Source organism: Burkholderia sp. DN3021 (genome assembly GCF_049805555.1).
In the GTDB taxonomy this organism is placed as follows: domain Bacteria; phylum Pseudomonadota; class Gammaproteobacteria; order Burkholderiales; family Burkholderiaceae; genus Burkholderia; species Burkholderia pyrrocinia_C.
The window spans coordinates 1-17,813 of record NZ_JBNCAB010000086.1 but is presented as its reverse complement, the minus strand read 5'-3'; the positions used below and the strand labels follow the sequence as shown (position 1 = coordinate 17,813).

The following is a 17,813-nucleotide window of genomic DNA, read 5'->3' as shown; positions in this document are numbered from 1 at the left end:
GACGGACGAAAAAAAGCCGCCTGCGATGAAGCAGGCGGCTTGTTCAGCCAGTGCGCCGGCATGCATGCCGGCGCGCTGTCACTCCTGGGCGCCCGTCGCGCCGCCGTGCGCGGCCGACCACTCGGCCGGCGCGTGCAGGAATTTCTCGACTTCGTCGAGCGTCTTCGTCTCGAAGTAGCCCGATGCCTTCGCGACGCGCAGCACGTCCCACCACGTCGCCAGCGCGTGCAGGTCGACGTCGATGTCCTTCAGGACCGACACGCTTTCCTTGAAGATGTCGTAGTGGAACAGCACGAAGCAGTGGTTCACGGTCGCGCCCGCGGTACGCAGCGCATTGACGAAGTTGATCTTGCTGCGGCTGTCGGTCGTCAGGTCTTCCACCAGCAGCACGCGCGAGCCTTCTTCCAGATGGCCTTCGATCTGCGCGTTGCGGCCGAAACCCTTCGGCTTCTTGCGCACGTACTGCATCGGCACCATCATCCGGTCCGCGATCCATGCCGCGAACGGGATGCCGGCCGTCTCGCCGCCCGCCACCGCGTCGATCTGCTCGAAGCCGATGTCGCGCGTGATCGTCGTTTCCGCCATTTCCATCAGCGCACGGCGCACGCGCGGATACGAGATCAGCTTGCGGCAGTCGATATAGACGGGGCTTGCCCAGCCGGACGTGAAGATGAACGGTTTTTCGGCGTTGAAGTGCACCGCCTGCACTTCGAGCAGGATTTTGGCGGTCGTATCCGAGATCGACTGACGATCGTAGCCTGTCATGGGCATTCCTTGGGTGATGAGCGAGGAGCGGGCGCGGGCCCGTGGCGCAGCACGGGAACCCGGCCGGGGGCCGGGGGCGCGATCGGAAGGCCGATCGCATCGCTGCGCGCGTAGCCGGCTATTTTACCCGATTCAGGCCGGTTTTCGGCGGAATTCGCGCAGGTTCGCGATCCCGCTCACCACCGGCGAAACAAGCGGGGGCGGATCGCTCCGATGCGATGCCGGGGATGCGGCGCTGCACCAACATGCGTCATGCGCGGGGTGTACACTAGGCGACCCTTAGAAATCGTTCAGTACTTTGTACTTTCCTCTTGCCACCCGCCAAGGTTCGATGGCGTGCCGACCCGGCGCGTCGCGTGCCGTCTCGCAGTCGACCATCCCCTCGATTCAAGCAGACGCGGCCGAAGGTGCTGTGTACTGAACCGTCAAAATTTCGCATGTCTCTCGCAGGTCAATCATGGACGAACAACTGAAGCAGGCCGCTCTCGCTTATCACCTGAACCCGAAACCCGGCAAGATTTCGGTCACCCCGACCAAGCCGCTGTCGAACCAGCTCGATCTGTCGCTCGCGTATTCGCCGGGCGTCGCCGCCGCGTGCGAGGCGATCCACGCCGATCCGCTCGACGCGCAGAAGTACACGTCGCGCGGCAACCTCGTCGGCGTCATCACGAACGGCACGGCCGTGCTCGGTCTCGGCAACATCGGCCCGCTCGCCGCGAAGCCGGTGATGGAAGGCAAGGGCTGCCTCTTCAAGAAATTCGCGGGCATTGACGTGTTCGACATCGAGCTGTCGGAGTCCGACCCCGACAAGCTCGTCGAGGCGATAGCGATGCTCGAGCCGACGCTCGGCGGCATCAACCTCGAGGACATCAAGGCTCCGGAATGCTTCTACATCGAGCAGAAGCTGCGCGAGCGCATGAAGATCCCCGTCTTCCACGATGACCAGCACGGCACCGCGATCATCGCGTCGGCCGCGATCCTGAACGGCCTGAAGGTCGTCGGCAAGAAGCTGTCCGAAGTGAAGCTCGTGTGCTCGGGCGCCGGCGCTGCGGCCATCGCGTGTCTGGACCTGCTGGTGAACCTCGGCCTGACGAAGTCGAACATCCTCGTCGCCGATTCGAAGGGCGTGATCTACGAAGGGCGCGGCAATCTCGATCCGTCGAAGCAGCGCTATGCGGCCACGACCGACGCACGCACGCTCGCCGATGCGATTGTCGGCGCGGACGTGTTCCTCGGCTGCTCGAGCGCGGGCGTGCTGAAGCAGGACATGGTCAAGACGATGGGCGACCGGCCGCTGATCCTGGCGCTCGCGAACCCGGAACCGGAAATCCGCCCGGAAGACGCGAAGGCCGTGCGCCCGGACGCGATCGTCGCGACCGGCCGTTCGGACTACCCGAACCAGGTCAACAACGTGCTGTGCTTCCCGTTCATCTTCCGCGGCGCGCTCGACGTCGGCGCGACGACGATCACGGAAGAAATGAAGCTCGCGTGCGTGCGCGCGATCGCCGAGCTGGCGCAGGAAACCGACCAGAGCGAGGAAGTCGCGAAGGCGTATGAAGGCCACTCGCTCGAATTCGGGCCGGAATACCTGATTCCGAAGCCGTTCGACCCGCGCCTGATCATCAAGATCGCGCCGGCCGTCGCGCAGGCCGCGATGGATTCGGGCGTCGCGACGCGTCCGATCCAGGACATGGACGCGTACCGCGAGCAGCTCGGCGCGACCGTCTACCGCACGGGCATGGTGATGCGCCCGGTGTTCGCGACCGCGAAGAAGAAGCAGGCCCGCATCGTGTACGCCGAAGGCGAGGACGAGCGCGTGCTGCGTGCCGCCCAGTTCGTGCTGCAGGAAAAGATCGCGCAGCCGATCATCGTCGGCCGTCCGTCGGTCGTCGAGATGCGCCTCGCGAAGATCGGCTCGAAGCTGAAGGCCGGCGTCGATTTCGAGATCGTCAATCCGGAAGACGACACGCGCTACCACCGCTACTGGCAGGCATACCACGACATCGCTGCGCGCGACGGCGTGACGCCGGAAGTCGCGAAGGCCGCGATGCGCAAGTTCAACACGCTGATCGGCACGATGCTCGTGCATCTGGGCGACGCGGACGGGATGATCTGCGGGATGATCGACACGTTCCACAGCCACCTGAAGTTCATCGAGCAGGTGCTGGGCCGTGCGAAGGGCGCCGAGCACTTCGCGGCGATGAACCTGCTGATGCTGCCGGGCCGCAACCTGTTCCTGTGCGACACGTACGTGAACGAGCAGCCAAGCGCCGAACAGCTCGCCGACATGACGATCCAGGCCGCGGCCGAGATCGAGCGCTTCGGCATCACGCCGAAGGCCGCGCTGCTGTCGAACTCGAACTTTGGCAGCGCGCCGTCGTCGTCGTCGCACCGGATGGCCGAGGCTCGCAAGCTGATCGTCGAACGTGCGCCGAACCTGGAAGTCGACGGCGAAATGCACGGCGACGCGGCGCTGTCGGAAGTGATCCGCAAGCAGGCCTTCCCGGGCACGACGCTGTCGGGTGAAGCGAACCTGCTGATCATGCCGAACGTCGAAGCGGCGAACATCGCGTACAACCTGCTGAAGATGGTCGGCGGCGAAGGCGTGACGGTCGGCCCGTTCCTGCTCGGCGCGGCGCAGCCGGTCCACATCCTGACGCCGGCCGCGACCGTGCGCCGGATCATCAACATGACGGCCGTTGCCGCCGCGAACGTGAACACGAAGTAAGTTCGCGCCCGCGTGCGCCGCGCTTCGGGCGCGGCGCAATGAAAGACGCCACGGAACCTGCGTTCCGTGGCGTTTTTTTATCGTGAACTGCTGCCGGCGCGGGCGCGCGTCCGAACCGCGAACGCGCGCCGCGCGCCGTTACGCGACCTGCTGGTGCGACTGGCCGCCCGTCGGCGAGCGCCACTTCGCGAGCAGCGTGTTCCACTTCTGGCGTACCGCGCGCAGGTTGTTCTCCTTCACGTGGCCGTAGCCGCGAATGCCGTCCGGCAGCGCCGCGAGCTCGAGTGCGAGCGGGCGGTTGGCCGCGTTCAGCTTGGCCGTCACTTCGTCGATCAGCGCTTCGTATTCGCCGATCAGCGCACGCTCGGCGCGGCGCTCCCCGGTGCGGCCGAACGGGTCGAGCGCCGTGCCGCGCAGGAACTTTGCCTTCGCGAGCAGCCGGAACGCCGACATCATCCACGGGCCGTACGCCTTCTTCACGAGATGGCCGTGCGCGTCCGTCTTCGCGAACAGCGGCGGCGCGAGGTGGAATTTCAGCTTCCAGTCGCCTTCGAACTGCGCGGACAGCCGCGCGAGGAACGCGGGATCGGACTGCAGCCGCGCGACCTCGTATTCGTCCTTGTACGCCATCAGCTTGAACAGGTTGCGCGCGACCGCTTCGGTCAGTTGCTCCTGCACCGTATCGCCGTCCGCCAGCGCGCGCTCGGCCGCGCGCACCTTGTCGACGAATGCCGCGTAGCGCGATGCGTACGCGGCGTTCTGGTACGCGGTGAGGAATTCCACGCGCTTTGCGATCAGCGCGTCGACCGCCTTCTTCGTGTGCAGCGCGATCACCGTGGCGCCTTGCGCGGGGCGTGCATCGCCGGCCGCGGCCTGCTTCACGCTTGCCAGGTCGTACGCGGCGCGCCGGCCCCAGTCGAAGGCCGCGCGGTTCTTCTCGACCGACACGGCATTCAGCTCGATCGCGCGTTCGAGCGATGCGAGCGTGAGCGGCAGCCAGCCCTTCTGCCACGCGTAGCCGAGCACGAACGGGTTCGTGTAGATCGCGTCGCCGAGCAGCGCGACCGCGAAGCGGTTCGCGTCGATGAAATCGACGGCCTCGCCTGCCGCCGCACGGATGTCGTTCTCCGCGGACAGGCCGGGGAACGCCCAGTTCGGGTTCTTGATGAACTCGGCGGTCGGCGTCTGCGCGCTGTTGACGACCACGCGCGTCGCGTCGTGCCGCATCCGCGACGTGCACTCGTCGCCGGCCGTGACGATCGCGTCGCAGCCGATCACGAGGTCGGCTTCGCCCATCGCGATCCGCGTCGCGTGGATGTCGGTCGGCGCGTGCGAGATCTGCACGTGGCTCATCACGGCGCCGCCCTTCTGCGCGAGGCCCGTGACGTCGAGCACGGTCACGCCCTTGTTCTCGAGGTGCGCGGCCATTCCGAGCAGCGCGCCGATCGTGACGACGCCCGTGCCGCCGACGCCCGTGACGAGCACGCCGTACGCGCGGTCGATGTCCGGCAGCGTCGGTTCCGGGATCGGCGGCAGCGCGCTGCCGTCGACCGAAACCGCCTTCGGCTTCTTCAACTGGCCGCCCTCGACCGTGACGAAGCTCGGGCAGAAGCCTTTCAAGCACGAGAAGTCCTTGTTGCAGCTCGACTGATTGATCTGGCGCTTCGTGCCGAACTCGGTTTCCAGCGGCTCGACCGACAGGCAGTTCGACTGCACCGAGCAGTCGCCGCAGCCTTCGCACACCGCTTCGTTGATCACGACGCGCTTTGCCGGGTCCGGATAGGTGCCGCGCTTGCGGCGGCGACGCTTCTCGGTCGCGCAGGTCTGGTCGTAGATCAGGATCGTCGTGCCGGCGATCTCGCGCAGCTCGCGCTGCACGTCGTCGAGCTGGTCGCGGTGATGGATCGTCACGCCCGGCGCGAGCAGCGCCTTCTGGCTGTCGTACTTCTCCGGCTCGTCGGTGACGATCACGATCTTCTTCGCGCCTTCGGACGCGAGCTGGTGCGTGATCTGCGGCACCGTCAGCACGCCGTCGACCGGCTGGCCGCCCGTCATCGCGACCGCGTCGTTGTAGAGGATCTTGTAGGTGATGTTCGCTTTCGACGAGATCGCCGCGCGCACCGCCAGCAGGCCCGAGTGGAAATAGGTGCCGTCGCCGAGGTTCGCGAACACGTGCTTCTCGTCCGTGAACGGCGCCTGGCCGATCCACGGCACGCCTTCGCCGCCCATCTGGCTGAAGGTGCTCGTGCTGCGGTCCATCCACACGGTCATGTAGTGGCAGCCGATGCCGGCGATCGCGCGCGAGCCTTCCGGCACGTTGGTCGACGTGTTGTGCGGGCAGCCCGAGCAGAACCACGGCTTGCGCTCGGTCTGCACGTGCGGCTTCGCGAGCGCCATTTCCTTCGCGTTGATCACCGCGAGCCGCGCGGCGATGCGCGCGCGCACGTCGGACGGCAGCTCGAACTTCTCGAGGCGCGTCGCGATCGCCTTCGCGATGATCGCGGGCGACAGTTCATAGTGCGCGGGCAGCAGCCAGTTGCCCATCGGCACCGACCATTCGCCGCCGGCGCCGTCCTTCTCGTCGAACTTGCCGAACACGCGCGGCCGTTGCGCGTCGGGCCAGTTGTACAGCTCTTCCTTGATCGCGTATTCGAGGATCTGGCGCTTTTCCTCGACCACCAGGATTTCGTCGAGGCCGCGCGCGAATGCCTGCGCGCCCTGCGCTTCGAGCGGCCACACGCAGCCGACCTTGTAGAGCCGGATGCCGATCCGCGCGCAGGTTTCGTCGTCGAGACCGAGGTCGGTCAGCGCCTGGCGCACGTCGAGGTACGCCTTGCCGCCGGTCATGATCCCGAAGCGCGCGCCCGGCGAATCGATCTCGATCCGGTCGAGCTTGTTCGCGCGCACATAGGCGAGCGCCGCGTACCACTTGTAGTCGAGCAGCCGCGCTTCCTGCACGAGCGGCGGGTCGGGCCAGCGGATGTTCAGGCCGCCGTCCGGCATGATGAAGTCGGTCGGCAGCACGATCTCGGTGCGATGCGGGTCGATGTCGACCGACGCCGACGATTCGACCACGTCCGTCACGCACTTGAGCGCGACCCACAGGCCCGAGTAGCGGCTCATCGCCCAGCCGTGCAGGCCGAAATCGAGATATTCCTGCACGTTGGACGGGAACAGCACGGGCAGCCCGCAGGCCTTGAAGATGTGCTCGGACTGGTGCGCGAGCGTCGACGATTTCGCCGCGTGGTCGTCGCCGGCGAGCACCAGCACGCCGCCGTGCTGCGACGAGCCGGCCGAGTTCGCGTGCTTGAACACGTCGCCGGTGCGGTCGACGCCCGGGCCCTTGCCGTACCACATGCCGAACACGCCGTCGTACTTCGCGCCGGGGTACAGGTTCACTTGCTGCGAGCCCCACACGGCGGTGGCGGCGAGATCTTCGTTGATGCCGGGCTGGAAGACGATCTGGTGGGCCGCCAGGTACTGCTTGGCCTTCCAGAGCGACAGGTCGAGGCCGCCGAGCGGAGAGCCGCGATAGCCGGAGATGAAGCCGGCCGTATTGAGACCGGCGGCGCGGTCGCGTTCCTGCTGGAGCATCGGCAGGCGCACGAGGGCCTGGATGCCGCTCATGTACGCGCGGCCGCGCTCCAGTGTGTATTTGTCATCAAGCGTGACGGACTTCAGCGCGGCTTCTAGCGACGCGCGTTGGCCTGCGTCTAGCGGGGCATTCATTAACAGTCTCCTCCACCCAGTTTGGGATCACCAAAACTCGACTGCTCCGGCGTCTTGTGAACGCGTCGACAGTGGCCGGCATATTGGCCGGTTTTAAGCGATGGTAGCACTGGGGCAAACCCGCCGCCCACCGGCCGGAATGCGGCGGCGCACCAGGAAAAAGGGCTGGATCATGCGTTACATCATGTAAATGCATGTAAAGCAGACCCCATCTACGGGCAAATGCCGTTAATCTTGTCGGCCTGCCGGAGGTGCCCGGCCGCGTCGGTTCGTTTCGACGCAATCGGGGAGGCGCCGGCAGTTTTACAGGAGGTGCAATGAACACACGTCATATCCAGAGTTTCCTGATCGTGTCCGCCGCGTTTTTCGCGATGACCGGCCCGGTGCGCGCGCAAGGCGCGAGCGCACTGGCGGCAGCCGGCGTGCAGATGCGTCAGATCGTGCCGGCCCAGGATGCCGTCGCGCAGCCGGCGGCCGAGCGCGTCGTCGAGTCGAAGGCGAACGCGCGTTGATCCGGTCGCGCGGCCTGCGGGCCGCGCCGGAAATGCCAAAAGGGCGGGAATCGTCGGATTCCCGCCCTTTTTCTTTGTGCCGCCGGATCGTGCGGCCGGCCCGGTTGCCCCCGGGCCGCCGCGCGCCGGACGCGTCAGGCCTTGTCCTGCACGACGCCGCGACGGATCTGGTCGAGCTCGATCGATTCGAACAGCGCCTTGAAGTTGCCTTCGCCGAAGCCCTGGTTGCCCTTGCGCTGGATGATCTCGAAGAAGATCGGCCCGATCTGGTTCTCGGTGAAGATCTGCAGCAGCAGGTCGTCGCGCGCGCCGTCGATCAGGATCTTGCGCTTCTTCAGTTCGTCCAGCGATTCGCCGTGGTTCGGCACGCGGCGGTCGACCAGCTCGTAATACGTGTCGATCGTGTCGAGCAGCTTCACTTCCTTGCCGCGCAGGCCGTCGACCGCGCCGTAGATGTCGTTCGTGCCGAGCGCGATGTGCTGGATGCCTTCGCCGTGGTACGCATCGAGGTATTCCTGGATCTGGCCGGCCGTGTCCGAGCCTTCCTCGTTGATCGGGATCCGGATCTTGCCGCACGGCGACGTCATCGCCTTCGACTTCACGCCCGTCACCTTGCCTTCGATGTCGAAGTAGCGCACTTCGCGGAAGTTGAACAGGCGTTCGTAGAACTCGGCCCATTCCTGCATGCGGCCGCGATGCACGTTGTGCGTCAGGTGGTCGATGTAGGTGAGGCCGTGGCCGACCGGGTTCGGGTTCGCACCGGCGATCGGCTCGAAGTCGACGTCATAGATGCTGATGTCGCCGATCGCGCCCGGCTGCGCGCCGTTCTTGCCGCGCCAGCGGTCGACGAAGTAGATCAGCGAATCGCCGATGCCCTTGATCGCCGGGATGTTCAGCTCCATCGGGCCCGTCTTGTTGTCGAAGCCCCATGCGCCGAGTTCGAGCGCGTGCTTGTATGCCTTCGCGGCGTCCTGCACGCGGAACGCGATCGCGCAGATCGACGGGCCGTGCAGGCGCGCGAAGCGTTGCGCGAACGAATCGGGTTCGGCGTTGATGATGAAGTTGATGTCGCCCTGGCGGTAGACCGTCACGTCCTTGTGGCGGTGGCGCGCGATCGCGGTGAAACCCATCCGTTCGAACAGTTGTCCGAGCGCTTTCGGGTCCGGCGCCGTGTATTCGATGAATTCGAAGCCGTCGGTGCCGACGGGGTTGTCCCAGTTGGGGATCTGCATGTCGTGTCTCCTGTGCGGGGCGATCGGCCGGGGCGACGTGTGCGTGCCCGGCCCGGTTCGATGTCGAACGCGGCGCACGCGTCGGCGTGCGCAGCGAATCGGTACGTGCGACAAAGTGTAGCGGGCGGCCGCGAGCGGAAACTTGCGAACTTAATCGTCCATGCCTACGATGACGCAATTTCCAGTCTCTAAATAATCATTGGAGGGCAGAAGATGGCGCAAGCCGAATTGGATGCCATCGACCGGCGGATCCTCGCGATTCTTCAGGAGAACGGGCGCCTGTCGAACCAGGAGATCGCCGAGCGCGTGAACCTGTCGCCGAGCCCGTGCCTGCGGCGGATCCGGCGGCTCGAGGAGATCGGCGTGATCACCGGCTATGTCGCGCTGCTGGATCCGCAGAAGCTCGGGCTCGACCTGCTCGCGTACGTGAGCGTCCGGCTCGAGAAGCGCGGCGGCCTGGCGCCGGTCCGGGCCGACGAGACGTCGGCGCGCGCGGGCGCGACCCACGCGGAGCTGTTTCGCGCGGCCGTGCAGACCTGGCCGGAAGTGGTCGCGTGCCACGCGATGACGGGAGACATGGATTACCTGCTGCGCGTGCAGGTCGAGGACATGGCGCATTTCTCCCGTTTCGTGCAGGAGCATTTGCTGCATCACCCGTCGGTGATCGACGTGAAGACGAGCTTTTCGCTCGAATGCTTCAAGGAGACGACGGCGTTGCCGATTCGTTCGGTGCGCTAGCGCGCCCGGCGGCGGGAGGAGGGAAAAAGGGGCCGGGGGCGGCCCCCCCGCGCCCCCCGCCGGCCCGCCCCTATTATTCCCGCACCGCGGCGGGGCAAATCGGTTCGATGAACATCGACGTGCGGTGCGCCTGGCGCTTGAGCGCGTAGTCGAACACTGCGGCCTGTTCCTGCAGCATCTCGGCGATGATCGTCGAGTGGTCGGCCGGCGGCAGCGACAGGTACGCATCGGCTTCGCCGTACGCGTACTCGATGCGCATCCCGGATTTCTTCGCGATGTGCATCATCGTCGCGTTACGCGACAGGCAGTGCATGTACAGCATCGTCACGTGCGTGTTGCGGCTGCGGATCGCCGCGCGCTCGAACAGCTTCGAGCCGACGCCGTGGCCGCGTGCGCTTTCGAGCACCGACACGCCGAATTCGGCCGTGCGCTTGTCGCCCTCGGCCGGCAGGTAGGCCAGGTGGCCGACGCCGATCAGTTCGAGTTCGTGGTCGAACACGCCGAACACAGTGTCGCGACCGAAGTCGATCGTGCGGACATAGTTCTCGATCACGTGGTCGGGCACCATCTGGCCGAAGCGCAGCAGGCGGTCCTCTTCGTCGAGCGAGAGAAAGTGGGTGAGCATCTGCTCACGGTCTTTGGAAGCCAGTTCCCTGACGAGAACCGGCGCACTACCGGCGGTGCCGACGATATCGGCATTGCCGTTCAATTGCGTGTTCATCGTGGGTTCCTCAATATGTGACCGTACAGCGGGTTGTGCAACGCAACAGCATTTTACCCGACCGTCGGCCCCTGGATTGGGGAAAACCCGTATTTAACCTTATTTATGCTGGAGGATGAATTCTAAATCCGCTTAGTTAATCCTGTATCTATATGATTTTTAACGGATTTAAAATTCATCGTATGAAATGCGCGACGGGCCGCCGCAGTGTGCCCGTCCTACAACGCTTGCTGCTGTGCGGCAATCAGGCCGCCGTCGACAACCCGCGTTCGATCAGGTCGATTACCTGCTCGGCGAAGTCGCGGTAGCCGAGACGGCCGCCCGGCTTCAGCCACGTGAACGTCCAGTTGATCATCCCGAACACCATCATCGTCACGGATGTCTGGTTTTCCTTCGAGATACGGTCAGGGTACGCGCGCGCGAGCTGCCGCGTGAACGCTGCGACGATATCGCGCTGGCGGTCGAGCACGATCTCGCGCTGCGCGTCCTCGAGATACTTTACGTCGTTGAGCAGCGCGACGTGACGGCTGTGCGACGTCTCGTATTCGGAGAGGAACGCGCGCACGAGCTCCGCGAACGCGTCGCGCTCGCTGAGGCCGCGCCGCTGGCTCGCCCCTTCGACCTCGGCGATGATCAGCATCAGCCGCTTCGTGTAGCGGTCGAGCAGGTCGAACAGGATCGCTTCCTTGCTCTCGTAATAGTGATAAAGGCGTGCCTTCGACGTGCCGCTCGCGGTCGCGAGATCGGACATCGACGTGCTCGGGTAGCTCGTCTGCGCGAATTTCTCGGCGGCGAGATCGAGGATCTGCTCGCGCTGGGATTCGTGGTCGGGCGCTCGGGTACGGGCCATGGTCGAATGCGGAAGATTAGCGGTGCGCGATGGCCGCGCGGGCCGCGCGCACCTGCGTGGAAGAGAGGGCGGCGGGTGCGTCGTCCTGCAGCTCGAGCCGGCCGGCCGCCGCGAGTTCGCGACAGCGCCACCAGGCGATCGAGTCGCTGACGAACAGGCCGCCGCGGTCGGCGTCGGCCATGATGCCGCCGACGAGGCGCCGCGCGGGCAGCCAGTCGGTTTCCGCGCGCGCGACGATCAGCGCGTCGAGATCGGCATAGTAGCCGCTCTTGATCGTGTTGCTGACCCAATAGCGAAGTTCGGCGTTCAGGTGCTTCGCTTCCTGCCATTCGAGTGCGAGGCGGCCGATGCGCAGCACCGAGATCGGCGCGGCCACCGGCCGTTTGCGCGCCAGTTCCGCGGGCGAGAACATCCCGGTCGTGCATGCCTGGTCGGTGCGCGACAGCGATGCGCGTTGCGCCGAGTCGAGATCGGCGGCCGACAGCCGCACCTCGTTCAGGCGCTGCGGGACATTGCGCAGGTGATAGGCGACGCGGCGCAGCAGCAGCTTGTCGCCGACGCTCGGCGCATGCCACACGACCACCTGGCCGGTATCCATCGCGAGCTGGTCGAGGCGCGCGAACTCGCCTTCGATTTCCGCGTTCCAGTCGGGGATCTGGTCGCCGAGCACGTGCTGCCAGAAGGCGACACGCGTGTCGGGCGTCTCGTCGGCGCCCTTCAGCGGCCCGACGCCGAGATCGTCGAGCAATCCGACGACGCGCTCGTCGCGTCCGGCTTGCGCGAGTGCCTCGCGCAGCGACGCGGCGGCGGTGCCGCCCTGAATCACATGAATGGTACTCATCGGCCTGTCGTCAACAAAAGAAAGCCGCCGGCCGGGCGGACGTTGCGATGTCCAGCCGGCCGGCGGCCCCTAGTGTAAGCGAGATGTGTGACGGCGAGAAACCGTCCGGCGCCGCGACGCGATGCCGCTCAACGCTCGTCGAAGCTCACGACGACCTTGTCGCTGATCGGATGGCATTGGCACGTGAGCACGAAACCGTCCTTCACTTCATGCGCCTCGAGCGTGTAGTTCTTCTCCATCCGCACTTCGCCCTCGATCACCTTCGCGCGGCACGTGCAGCACACGCCGCCCTTGCACGCATACGGCAGCGCGAGGCCCGCGCGCAGGCCGACATCGAGCAGGCTCACCCCTTCGTACGGCAGGCGCAGCTTGCGCTTCTTGCCGTCGAGCACGATTTCCAGGTCGGCGGCCGGCGTCTGCTCGGTGATCTCCACGACCGGCGCGCCGGCCTGCGGCAGCGGCGTGCCGAAGCGCTCGACATGCACCTTCGCCTGCGGCACGCCAGCTTCCTTCAGTGCCGCTTCGGCCGCGTCCATCATCGGCGCGGGGCCGCAGATGAACGCCTCGTCGATCGCGTCGGCCGGCATCAGCGTGGCGAGGAATTCCGCGCATTTCGCCTGGTCGAGCACGCCGTTGAACAGCTCGACGTCCTGCTGGTCGTCCGACAGCACGTGATAGAGGACGAAGCGGTTCATGTAGCGGTTCTTCAGGTCCTCGAGCTCCTCCGCGAACATGATCGCGTCGACGCTGCGGTTGCCGTAGATCAGCGTGAACGTGCTGCGCGGCTCGAGTTCGAGCGTCGTCTTGATGATCGCGAGCACGGGCGTGATCCCCGAGCCGCCGGAAAACGCGACGTACTGCTTGCCGTGGTCCGCGTTCAAATGCGTGAAGAAGCGGCCGTCCGGCGTCATCACGTCGATCGTGTGGCCCGGCTTCAGCGTATCGAATGCGAAATTCGAGAAGCGGCCACCGCGCACGCGCTTGATGCCGATGCGCAGTTCGCCGTCGCGGTCGTAGTCCGTCGTGCCGACGCAGATCGAATACGAGCGGCGCGTCTCCTCGCCGTCGATGTGGGTCTTCAGCGTGACGAACTGGCCCTGCGTGAAGCGGTAAGCGTCGCGCAGCTCGGGCGGCACGTCGAACGAGACGGTGACGGCGTCGGCGGTCTCGGGCCGCACGTCGCGGATACGCAGCGGATGAAATTGCGGGGTCGTCGACCCCCGCCGGGCTGCCTCGCGCGACGGATCTGCTTCCGGGGGATGGGGGAGCTGCGCCCCCCCAAGCGAACGAAGAGAGCGTGGGGGCTGTTTCATTTCAGTAGGGTTTGAAGTAGTCGAAGGGTTCGCGGCAGTCGATGCAGCGATACAGCGCCTTGCAGGCCGTGGACGCGAATTGCGCGAGACGTTCGGTGCGGGCGGAGCCGCAGCGCGGGCACGCGGGCGCTGCGACCGGTCGCGGCACGAAGCGCACGACGTTTTCCCGCGGCGCGGCGCTGCCGCACCGGCCGACCGGCGGCGCGATGCCGTACGCGCGCAGCTTGTCGCGCGCTTCCTGCGTGATCCAGTCGGTCGTCCACGCGGGCGCGAGCACCGTTTCGATCCGGTGCGGCGGGAGGCCGGCGGCCTGCAAGGCGGCGGCGACGTCCTCGGCGATCTGCGACATGGCCGGGCAGCCCGAGTAGGTCGGCGTGATCACGACTTCGAGCATGCCGTCGTCCGTGCGGCGAACGTCGCGCAGGATGCCGAGCTCGCGGATCGACACGACCGGGATCTCGGGGTCGGGCACCGCTTCCAGCACGTCCCATGCGCGGGCGAGCAGCGGATCGTCGTGACGCGCGGCGGGCGCGGCGTCGGCGGGGGCGGCGGTCTGGACGGACATCGTCGGGCTCCGTGGCGTTGGCCGGTTACCAGGTCGCGCCGGGGTGCTGGCGCGCGAGGCTCTGCATTTCGGCGAGCAGGTAGCCCATGTGCTCCGAGTGCTCGCCCTGCTTGCCGGTCGTCACATGCATCACGGGCGCCGGCAGCGTGAGCGTCGCCTCGGCGAGCGCGTCGTCCACGTCCGCGCGCCATGCGGCTTCGATCGCGGCCGGTGCCGGGCCGATGCCCGGTGCGGCGATCGCGTCGTCGATCGCATCGGCTGCGAAGAATTCGCGTGTGTACGGGGTCAGGTAGTCGAGCGCATCCTGCGCGCGACGGTGCGATTCGTCGGTGCCGTCGCCGAGGCGAACGAGCCATTCGCGCGCGTGCTGCACGTGATAGCGGGTTTCCTTCACCGATTTCGCGGCGATCGCGGCGAGTTGCGTATCGGTCGACGTTTCCAGCGCGGCCCACACGTGCAGCATCAGCGCCGCATAGAGGAAGTTGCGCACGATCGTCACCGCGTAGTCCTTGTCGGCGTGCGCGGTGCCGGAGACCGGGCCGTAGTGCGGCAGCTCGGCGAGCGTGAAGTTCGCGAACTCGCGCTCGGTACGGAAGTACGCGTAGTCGTCCTCGGTCTTCGTCGCGCCGGTGAGCTGGCGCTCGAGTTCGGCGGCGTGCGTATACAGCATGCGCGCCTGGCCGATGAGGTCGAGGCTCATGTTGGTGAGCGCGATGTCTTCCTCGAGGATCGGGCCGTGGCCGCACCATTCGGCGTTGCGCTGACCCAGGATCAGCGCGTTGTCCGCGAGGCGCAGCACGTAGGAGAGGTGTTCGGGCGTGATCGTCATGGCGCGGGCGTTACATGTGGTTGACTTCGTCGGGCAGCGTGTAGAACGTCGGGTGACGGTAGATCTTGTCGCCCGCCGGCTCGAACAGTTCGGCCTTCTCGTTCGGATCCGATGCGGTGATCGCCGACGACGGCACGACCCAGATGCTCACGCCTTCCTGGCGGCGCGTGTAGACGTCGCGCGCCATGCGCAGCGCCATCGATGCGTCGGCGGCGTGCAGGCTGCCGCAATGCTTGTGATCGAGCCCCTGCTTGCTGCGCACGAACACTTCCCAGATCGGCCATTCCTTGTTCATCACTTTCTCCTGATTCCTGAATTCGATGGTGCCGCTCAGGCGGCGTGCTGTTCGGCGCGGGCGCGGCGCTTCGCTTCGTGCGCGAGCGCGGCTTCGCGCACCCATGCGCCGTCCTCGTGCGCTTTCACACGGGTCGCGAGGCGTTCCTTGTTGCACGGGCCGTCGCCGTTGACCACGCGCCAGAATTCGTCCCAGTCGATCGTGCCGTAGTCGTGGTGGCCGCGCGCGTCGTTCCACTTCAAGTCGGGATCGGGCAGCGTGACGCCGAGCACCTTCGCCTGGTCGACTGTCGCGTCGACGAACTTCTGCCGCAGGTCGTCGTTCGAGATCCGCTTGATGCCCCATTTCGCGGACTGGCTGCTGTGGACCGAATCGGCGTCGCTCGGGCCGAACATCATCAGCACCGGCCACCACCAGCGGTTCACGGCCTGCTGGACCATCGCGCGCTGCGCGTCGCTGCCCTTCATCATCGACAGCAGCGCGTCGAAACCCTGGCGCTGGTGGAACGACTCTTCCTTGCACACGCGGATCATCGCGCGCGCGTACGGGCCGTACGTGCAGCGGCACAGCGGGATCTGGTTCATGATCGCGGCGCCGTCGACGAGCCAGCCGATCACGCCGACGTCCGCCCAGGTCGGCGTCGGGTAGTTGAAGATGCTCGAGTATTTCGCCTTGCCTGCGTGCAGCGCGTCGATCAGCGAATCGCGTGACACGCCTAGCGTTTCGGCCGCGCTATAAAGATAGAGGCCGTGGCCGGCTTCGTCCTGGACCTTTGCGAGCAGGATCGCCTTGCGCTTCAGGCTCGGCGCGCGCGAGATCCAGTTGCCTTCCGGCAGCATGCCGACGACTTCCGAATGCGCGTGCTGCGAGATCTGGCGAACCAGCGTCTTGCGATAGGCGTCGGGCATCCAGTCTTGCGGTTCGATCTTGCCGTCCGCGGCCATCACCGCATCGAACCGCGCCTGCTCGGGCGACTCGGCTGCGGCGTCGAGCGGCGCGACGTTGCCGGGGATGTCGAGGGATTGCGTGTACATGGCGAGATTCTCGTCCGGTTGAATGTGTGCGCAGTATAAACCAACCGACCGGTCGGTTAATAAATTTCTTGCGGATTTGCGGCGAGGTTCGGGTAAACGAGCGATGTCGGGGCACGATCGGGCGGTGTGAGCGTGGGCCGCCGCGTGAGTCCCGCGTCTTCTGCGGCACAATGCCCGCTTTCCGATGAGGATTTTGTCGATGTCATTCCGAAGCAGTTTCGCCGCGGCCGTGCTGGGTGCGGCCGTTTTCGTGTCGCCGCTCGCGGCTTCGGCCGCGCCGGCAGGATGGGTCGCCGCGTGGGCGACCGCGTTGCAGCCGATTCCCGACCTTGCCGCACCGCCGCCGCTTTATCGCGCTCCCGACGTGGCCGGGCGGACCGTGCGCCAGATCGTCTACCCGACGGTGTCGGGACGGGCGGTGCGGATTCGCGTCAGCAATGCATACGGTCACGCACCGCTGGTCGTCGAGGCGGCGAGCCTCGCACGTGCCGGCGACGGCGCCGCGCTCGCCGGCGGCGCGGCCGTGCCGGTCAGGTTCGGCGGCAAGGCGTCGGTCACGCTCGCGCCGGGGCAGGAACTCGAAAGCGATCCGGTGGCGATCGACGTGACGGCCGGACAACCGTACGCCATCAGTCTGCAGATGGGACCGAACCAGCGGATGACGGTCTGGCACCGCGTGTCGAACCAGTTCAACTATGTCTCTGCACCGGGCGATCACGTGAACGATCCGGCCGCCGCCGCGTTCCGTACCCGTTTTACCCAATATGCATGGGTGACTGAGCTGGCCGTCGAGGTTGGTTCCGCGCGAGCCAGCGTGGCCGCGATCGGCGATTCGATCACCGACGGACTGCGTTCGAGCGTGAACCGGAACCGCCGCTGGCCGGACGCGCTGGCGCGTCGGCTGACTGCGTCGGGCGCCGATTCGATCGGCGTCGTGAATCTGGGCATCAGCGGGAACCGGCTGCTCAGCGATTCGGCGTGCTACGGCACGTCGCTGGCGTCGAGGTTCGAGCGCGATGCGCTGTCGCGCGCGGGCGTGAAGGCCGCGGTTGTGCTGATCGGGATCAACGACATCAACTTCGCGGCGATGCCGCCGCGCACGGGGCTCGATTGCGACCATCCGCATACGCAGGTCACGGCCGCGTCGCTGATCGACGGCTATCGCCGGCTCATCGAGGCGGCACACCGCCAGGGCGTGAAGGTCTTCGGCGCGACGCTCACGCCGGCAGGGTTGCCGGCTGGACGCGAGGCGATCCGGCTCGAGGTGAACCGGTGGATCCGGAGCGGTGGCGGGTTCGACGACGTGGTCGACTTCGATGCGGTGCTGCGCGATCCGGCGCACCCGAGCGTGCTGCAACGTCGATACGACAGCGGCGACGGCATCCATCCGAGCGATGCGGGCTACACGGCGATGGCCGACGCGGTGCCGGTCGAGCAGTTGCGGGCTGCCGTGGGCAGCAGGTGACGCGCTTCTATATAGATGGGGTTGACGCGTTGTCGGTGGCCTGGATGTCGGCGGCGACACCTTGTCCGTCGAGCCCCCAAACCCCCGTGCGCGTGAGCGCACGGGGGCTTTTTCAAAATAATTTCACAAAGGGGCTTGCGCGAAGGGGGCGAGGTGCATAGAATCACGCCTCTTTCGCGCTAACGGAAACGCGGCG

At 66.4% G+C, this 17,813-nt stretch carries 15 protein-coding genes; 4 read left to right on the top strand and 11 right to left on the bottom strand.

Annotated elements, in window-relative coordinates; all coding sequences use genetic code 11:
* Positions 1-78: 78 nt before the first annotated feature.
* Entirely contained in the window at positions 79-765 is a 687-nt protein-coding gene (locus tag ACPUER_RS29855) for an orotate phosphoribosyltransferase (RefSeq protein WP_034183954.1), read from the bottom strand.
* 457 nt (positions 766-1,222) lie between these two features.
* Between ACPUER_RS29855 and ACPUER_RS29850 the strand changes: the two genes are divergently transcribed.
* Positions 1,223-3,493, top strand: coding sequence for an NADP-dependent malic enzyme (locus ACPUER_RS29850; protein WP_425132859.1), 2,271 nt, complete (start codon positions 1,223-1,225; stop codon positions 3,491-3,493).
* A gap of 138 nt (positions 3,494-3,631) precedes the next feature.
* On the opposite strand, the gene ACPUER_RS29845 is transcribed toward ACPUER_RS29850, so the two are convergent.
* Complete coding sequence (locus tag ACPUER_RS29845) at positions 3,632-7,222, bottom strand: indolepyruvate ferredoxin oxidoreductase family protein (RefSeq protein ID WP_310139535.1); 3,591 nt, start codon at positions 7,220-7,222, stop codon at positions 3,632-3,634.
* Between the two features lie 317 nt (positions 7,223-7,539).
* Here ACPUER_RS29845 and ACPUER_RS29840 point away from each other — a divergent pair, with 317 nt between their 5' ends.
* Positions 7,540-7,734, top strand: a complete 195-nt coding sequence (locus tag ACPUER_RS29840; protein ID WP_072443204.1) for a hypothetical protein — start codon at positions 7,540-7,542, stop codon at positions 7,732-7,734.
* Between the two features lie 134 nt (positions 7,735-7,868).
* Here ACPUER_RS29840 and hppD read toward each other — a convergent pair whose 3' ends face one another.
* On the bottom strand, positions 7,869-8,966 hold the full coding sequence (gene hppD, locus ACPUER_RS29835; protein WP_034183958.1) for a 4-hydroxyphenylpyruvate dioxygenase: 1,098 nt from the start codon (positions 8,964-8,966) through the stop codon (positions 7,869-7,871).
* 213 nt (positions 8,967-9,179) lie between these two features.
* Here hppD and ACPUER_RS29830 point away from each other — a divergent pair, with 213 nt between their 5' ends.
* Positions 9,180-9,704 carry an Lrp/AsnC family transcriptional regulator gene (locus ACPUER_RS29830; protein WP_011655746.1) on the top strand — a complete coding sequence of 175 codons (525 nt, stop codon included), beginning with the start codon at positions 9,180-9,182 and terminating at the stop codon, positions 9,702-9,704.
* A gap of 73 nt (positions 9,705-9,777) precedes the next feature.
* Here the strand turns inward: ACPUER_RS29830 and ACPUER_RS29825 are convergent, their stop codons facing one another.
* The 8 genes from ACPUER_RS29825 to paaA form a co-directional block, all read right to left on the bottom strand.
* Positions 9,778-10,425: a GNAT family N-acetyltransferase gene (locus ACPUER_RS29825; RefSeq protein WP_425132858.1), complete on the bottom strand. Its 648-nt coding sequence runs from the start codon at positions 10,423-10,425 to the stop codon at positions 9,778-9,780.
* A gap of 244 nt (positions 10,426-10,669) precedes the next feature.
* Entirely contained in the window at positions 10,670-11,275 is a 606-nt protein-coding gene (locus ACPUER_RS29820; protein WP_027783292.1) for a TetR/AcrR family transcriptional regulator, read from the bottom strand.
* 16 nt (positions 11,276-11,291) lie between these two features.
* A complete protein-coding gene (locus ACPUER_RS29815) occupies positions 11,292-12,116 on the bottom strand; it encodes a DUF1835 domain-containing protein (protein WP_425132857.1) in 825 nt (274 codons plus the stop codon).
* A gap of 128 nt (positions 12,117-12,244) precedes the next feature.
* A complete protein-coding gene (gene paaE, locus ACPUER_RS29810) occupies positions 12,245-13,309 on the bottom strand; it encodes a 1,2-phenylacetyl-CoA epoxidase subunit PaaE (RefSeq protein ID WP_175964142.1) in 1,065 nt (354 codons plus the stop codon).
* Between the two features lie 121 nt (positions 13,310-13,430).
* The gene (paaD, locus tag ACPUER_RS29805; protein ID WP_310139552.1) at positions 13,431-13,994 is read right to left on the bottom strand and encodes a 1,2-phenylacetyl-CoA epoxidase subunit PaaD; all 564 of its coding nucleotides are present in this window, start codon (positions 13,992-13,994) and stop codon (positions 13,431-13,433) included.
* A gap of 25 nt (positions 13,995-14,019) precedes the next feature.
* Positions 14,020-14,823: a 1,2-phenylacetyl-CoA epoxidase subunit PaaC gene (gene paaC, locus ACPUER_RS29800; RefSeq protein WP_425132856.1), complete on the bottom strand. Its 804-nt coding sequence runs from the start codon at positions 14,821-14,823 to the stop codon at positions 14,020-14,022.
* A gap of 10 nt (positions 14,824-14,833) precedes the next feature.
* Complete coding sequence (gene paaB, locus ACPUER_RS29795) at positions 14,834-15,118, bottom strand: 1,2-phenylacetyl-CoA epoxidase subunit PaaB (protein ID WP_010092957.1); 285 nt, start codon at positions 15,116-15,118, stop codon at positions 14,834-14,836.
* A 35-nt stretch (positions 15,119-15,153) separates the two neighbouring features.
* The gene (paaA, locus tag ACPUER_RS29790) at positions 15,154-16,152 is read right to left on the bottom strand and encodes a 1,2-phenylacetyl-CoA epoxidase subunit PaaA (RefSeq protein ID WP_047899576.1); all 999 of its coding nucleotides are present in this window, start codon (positions 16,150-16,152) and stop codon (positions 15,154-15,156) included.
* Between the two features lie 199 nt (positions 16,153-16,351).
* Between paaA and ACPUER_RS29785 the strand changes: the two genes are divergently transcribed.
* On the top strand, positions 16,352-17,617 hold the full coding sequence (locus tag ACPUER_RS29785; protein WP_175964105.1) for an SGNH/GDSL hydrolase family protein: 1,266 nt from the start codon (positions 16,352-16,354) through the stop codon (positions 17,615-17,617).
* The last annotated feature ends 196 nt before the right edge of the window (positions 17,618-17,813 follow it).

Excerpts from the sequence above, each read along its gene's own strand:
- paaD (WP_310139552.1), bottom strand. The coding sequence starts at position 13,994 with ATGTCCGTCCAGACCGCCGCCCCCGCCGACGCCGCGCCCGCCGCGCGT.
- ACPUER_RS29830 (WP_011655746.1), top strand. The coding sequence starts at position 9,180 with ATGGCGCAAGCCGAATTGGATGCCATCGACCGGCGGATCCTCGCGATT.
- paaC (WP_425132856.1), bottom strand. The coding sequence starts at position 14,823 with ATGACGATCACGCCCGAACACCTCTCCTACGTGCTGCGCCTCGCGGAC.
- paaA (WP_047899576.1), bottom strand. The coding sequence starts at position 16,152 with ATGTACACGCAATCCCTCGACATCCCCGGCAACGTCGCGCCGCTCGAC.
- paaB (WP_010092957.1), bottom strand. The coding sequence starts at position 15,118 with ATGAACAAGGAATGGCCGATCTGGGAAGTGTTCGTGCGCAGCAAGCAG.
- ACPUER_RS29850 (WP_425132859.1), top strand. The coding sequence starts at position 1,223 with ATGGACGAACAACTGAAGCAGGCCGCTCTCGCTTATCACCTGAACCCG.
- ACPUER_RS29845 (WP_310139535.1), bottom strand. The coding sequence starts at position 7,222 with ATGAATGCCCCGCTAGACGCAGGCCAACGCGCGTCGCTAGAAGCCGCG.
- ACPUER_RS29840 (WP_072443204.1), top strand. The coding sequence starts at position 7,540 with ATGAACACACGTCATATCCAGAGTTTCCTGATCGTGTCCGCCGCGTTT.
- ACPUER_RS29855 (WP_034183954.1), bottom strand. The coding sequence starts at position 765 with ATGACAGGCTACGATCGTCAGTCGATCTCGGATACGACCGCCAAAATC.
- ACPUER_RS29785 (WP_175964105.1), top strand. The coding sequence starts at position 16,352 with ATGTCATTCCGAAGCAGTTTCGCCGCGGCCGTGCTGGGTGCGGCCGTT.
- ACPUER_RS29820 (WP_027783292.1), bottom strand. The coding sequence starts at position 11,275 with ATGGCCCGTACCCGAGCGCCCGACCACGAATCCCAGCGCGAGCAGATC.
- ACPUER_RS29815 (WP_425132857.1), bottom strand. The coding sequence starts at position 12,116 with ATGAGTACCATTCATGTGATTCAGGGCGGCACCGCCGCCGCGTCGCTG.
- hppD (WP_034183958.1), bottom strand. The coding sequence starts at position 8,966 with ATGCAGATCCCCAACTGGGACAACCCCGTCGGCACCGACGGCTTCGAA.
- ACPUER_RS29825 (WP_425132858.1), bottom strand. The coding sequence starts at position 10,425 with ATGAACACGCAATTGAACGGCAATGCCGATATCGTCGGCACCGCCGGT.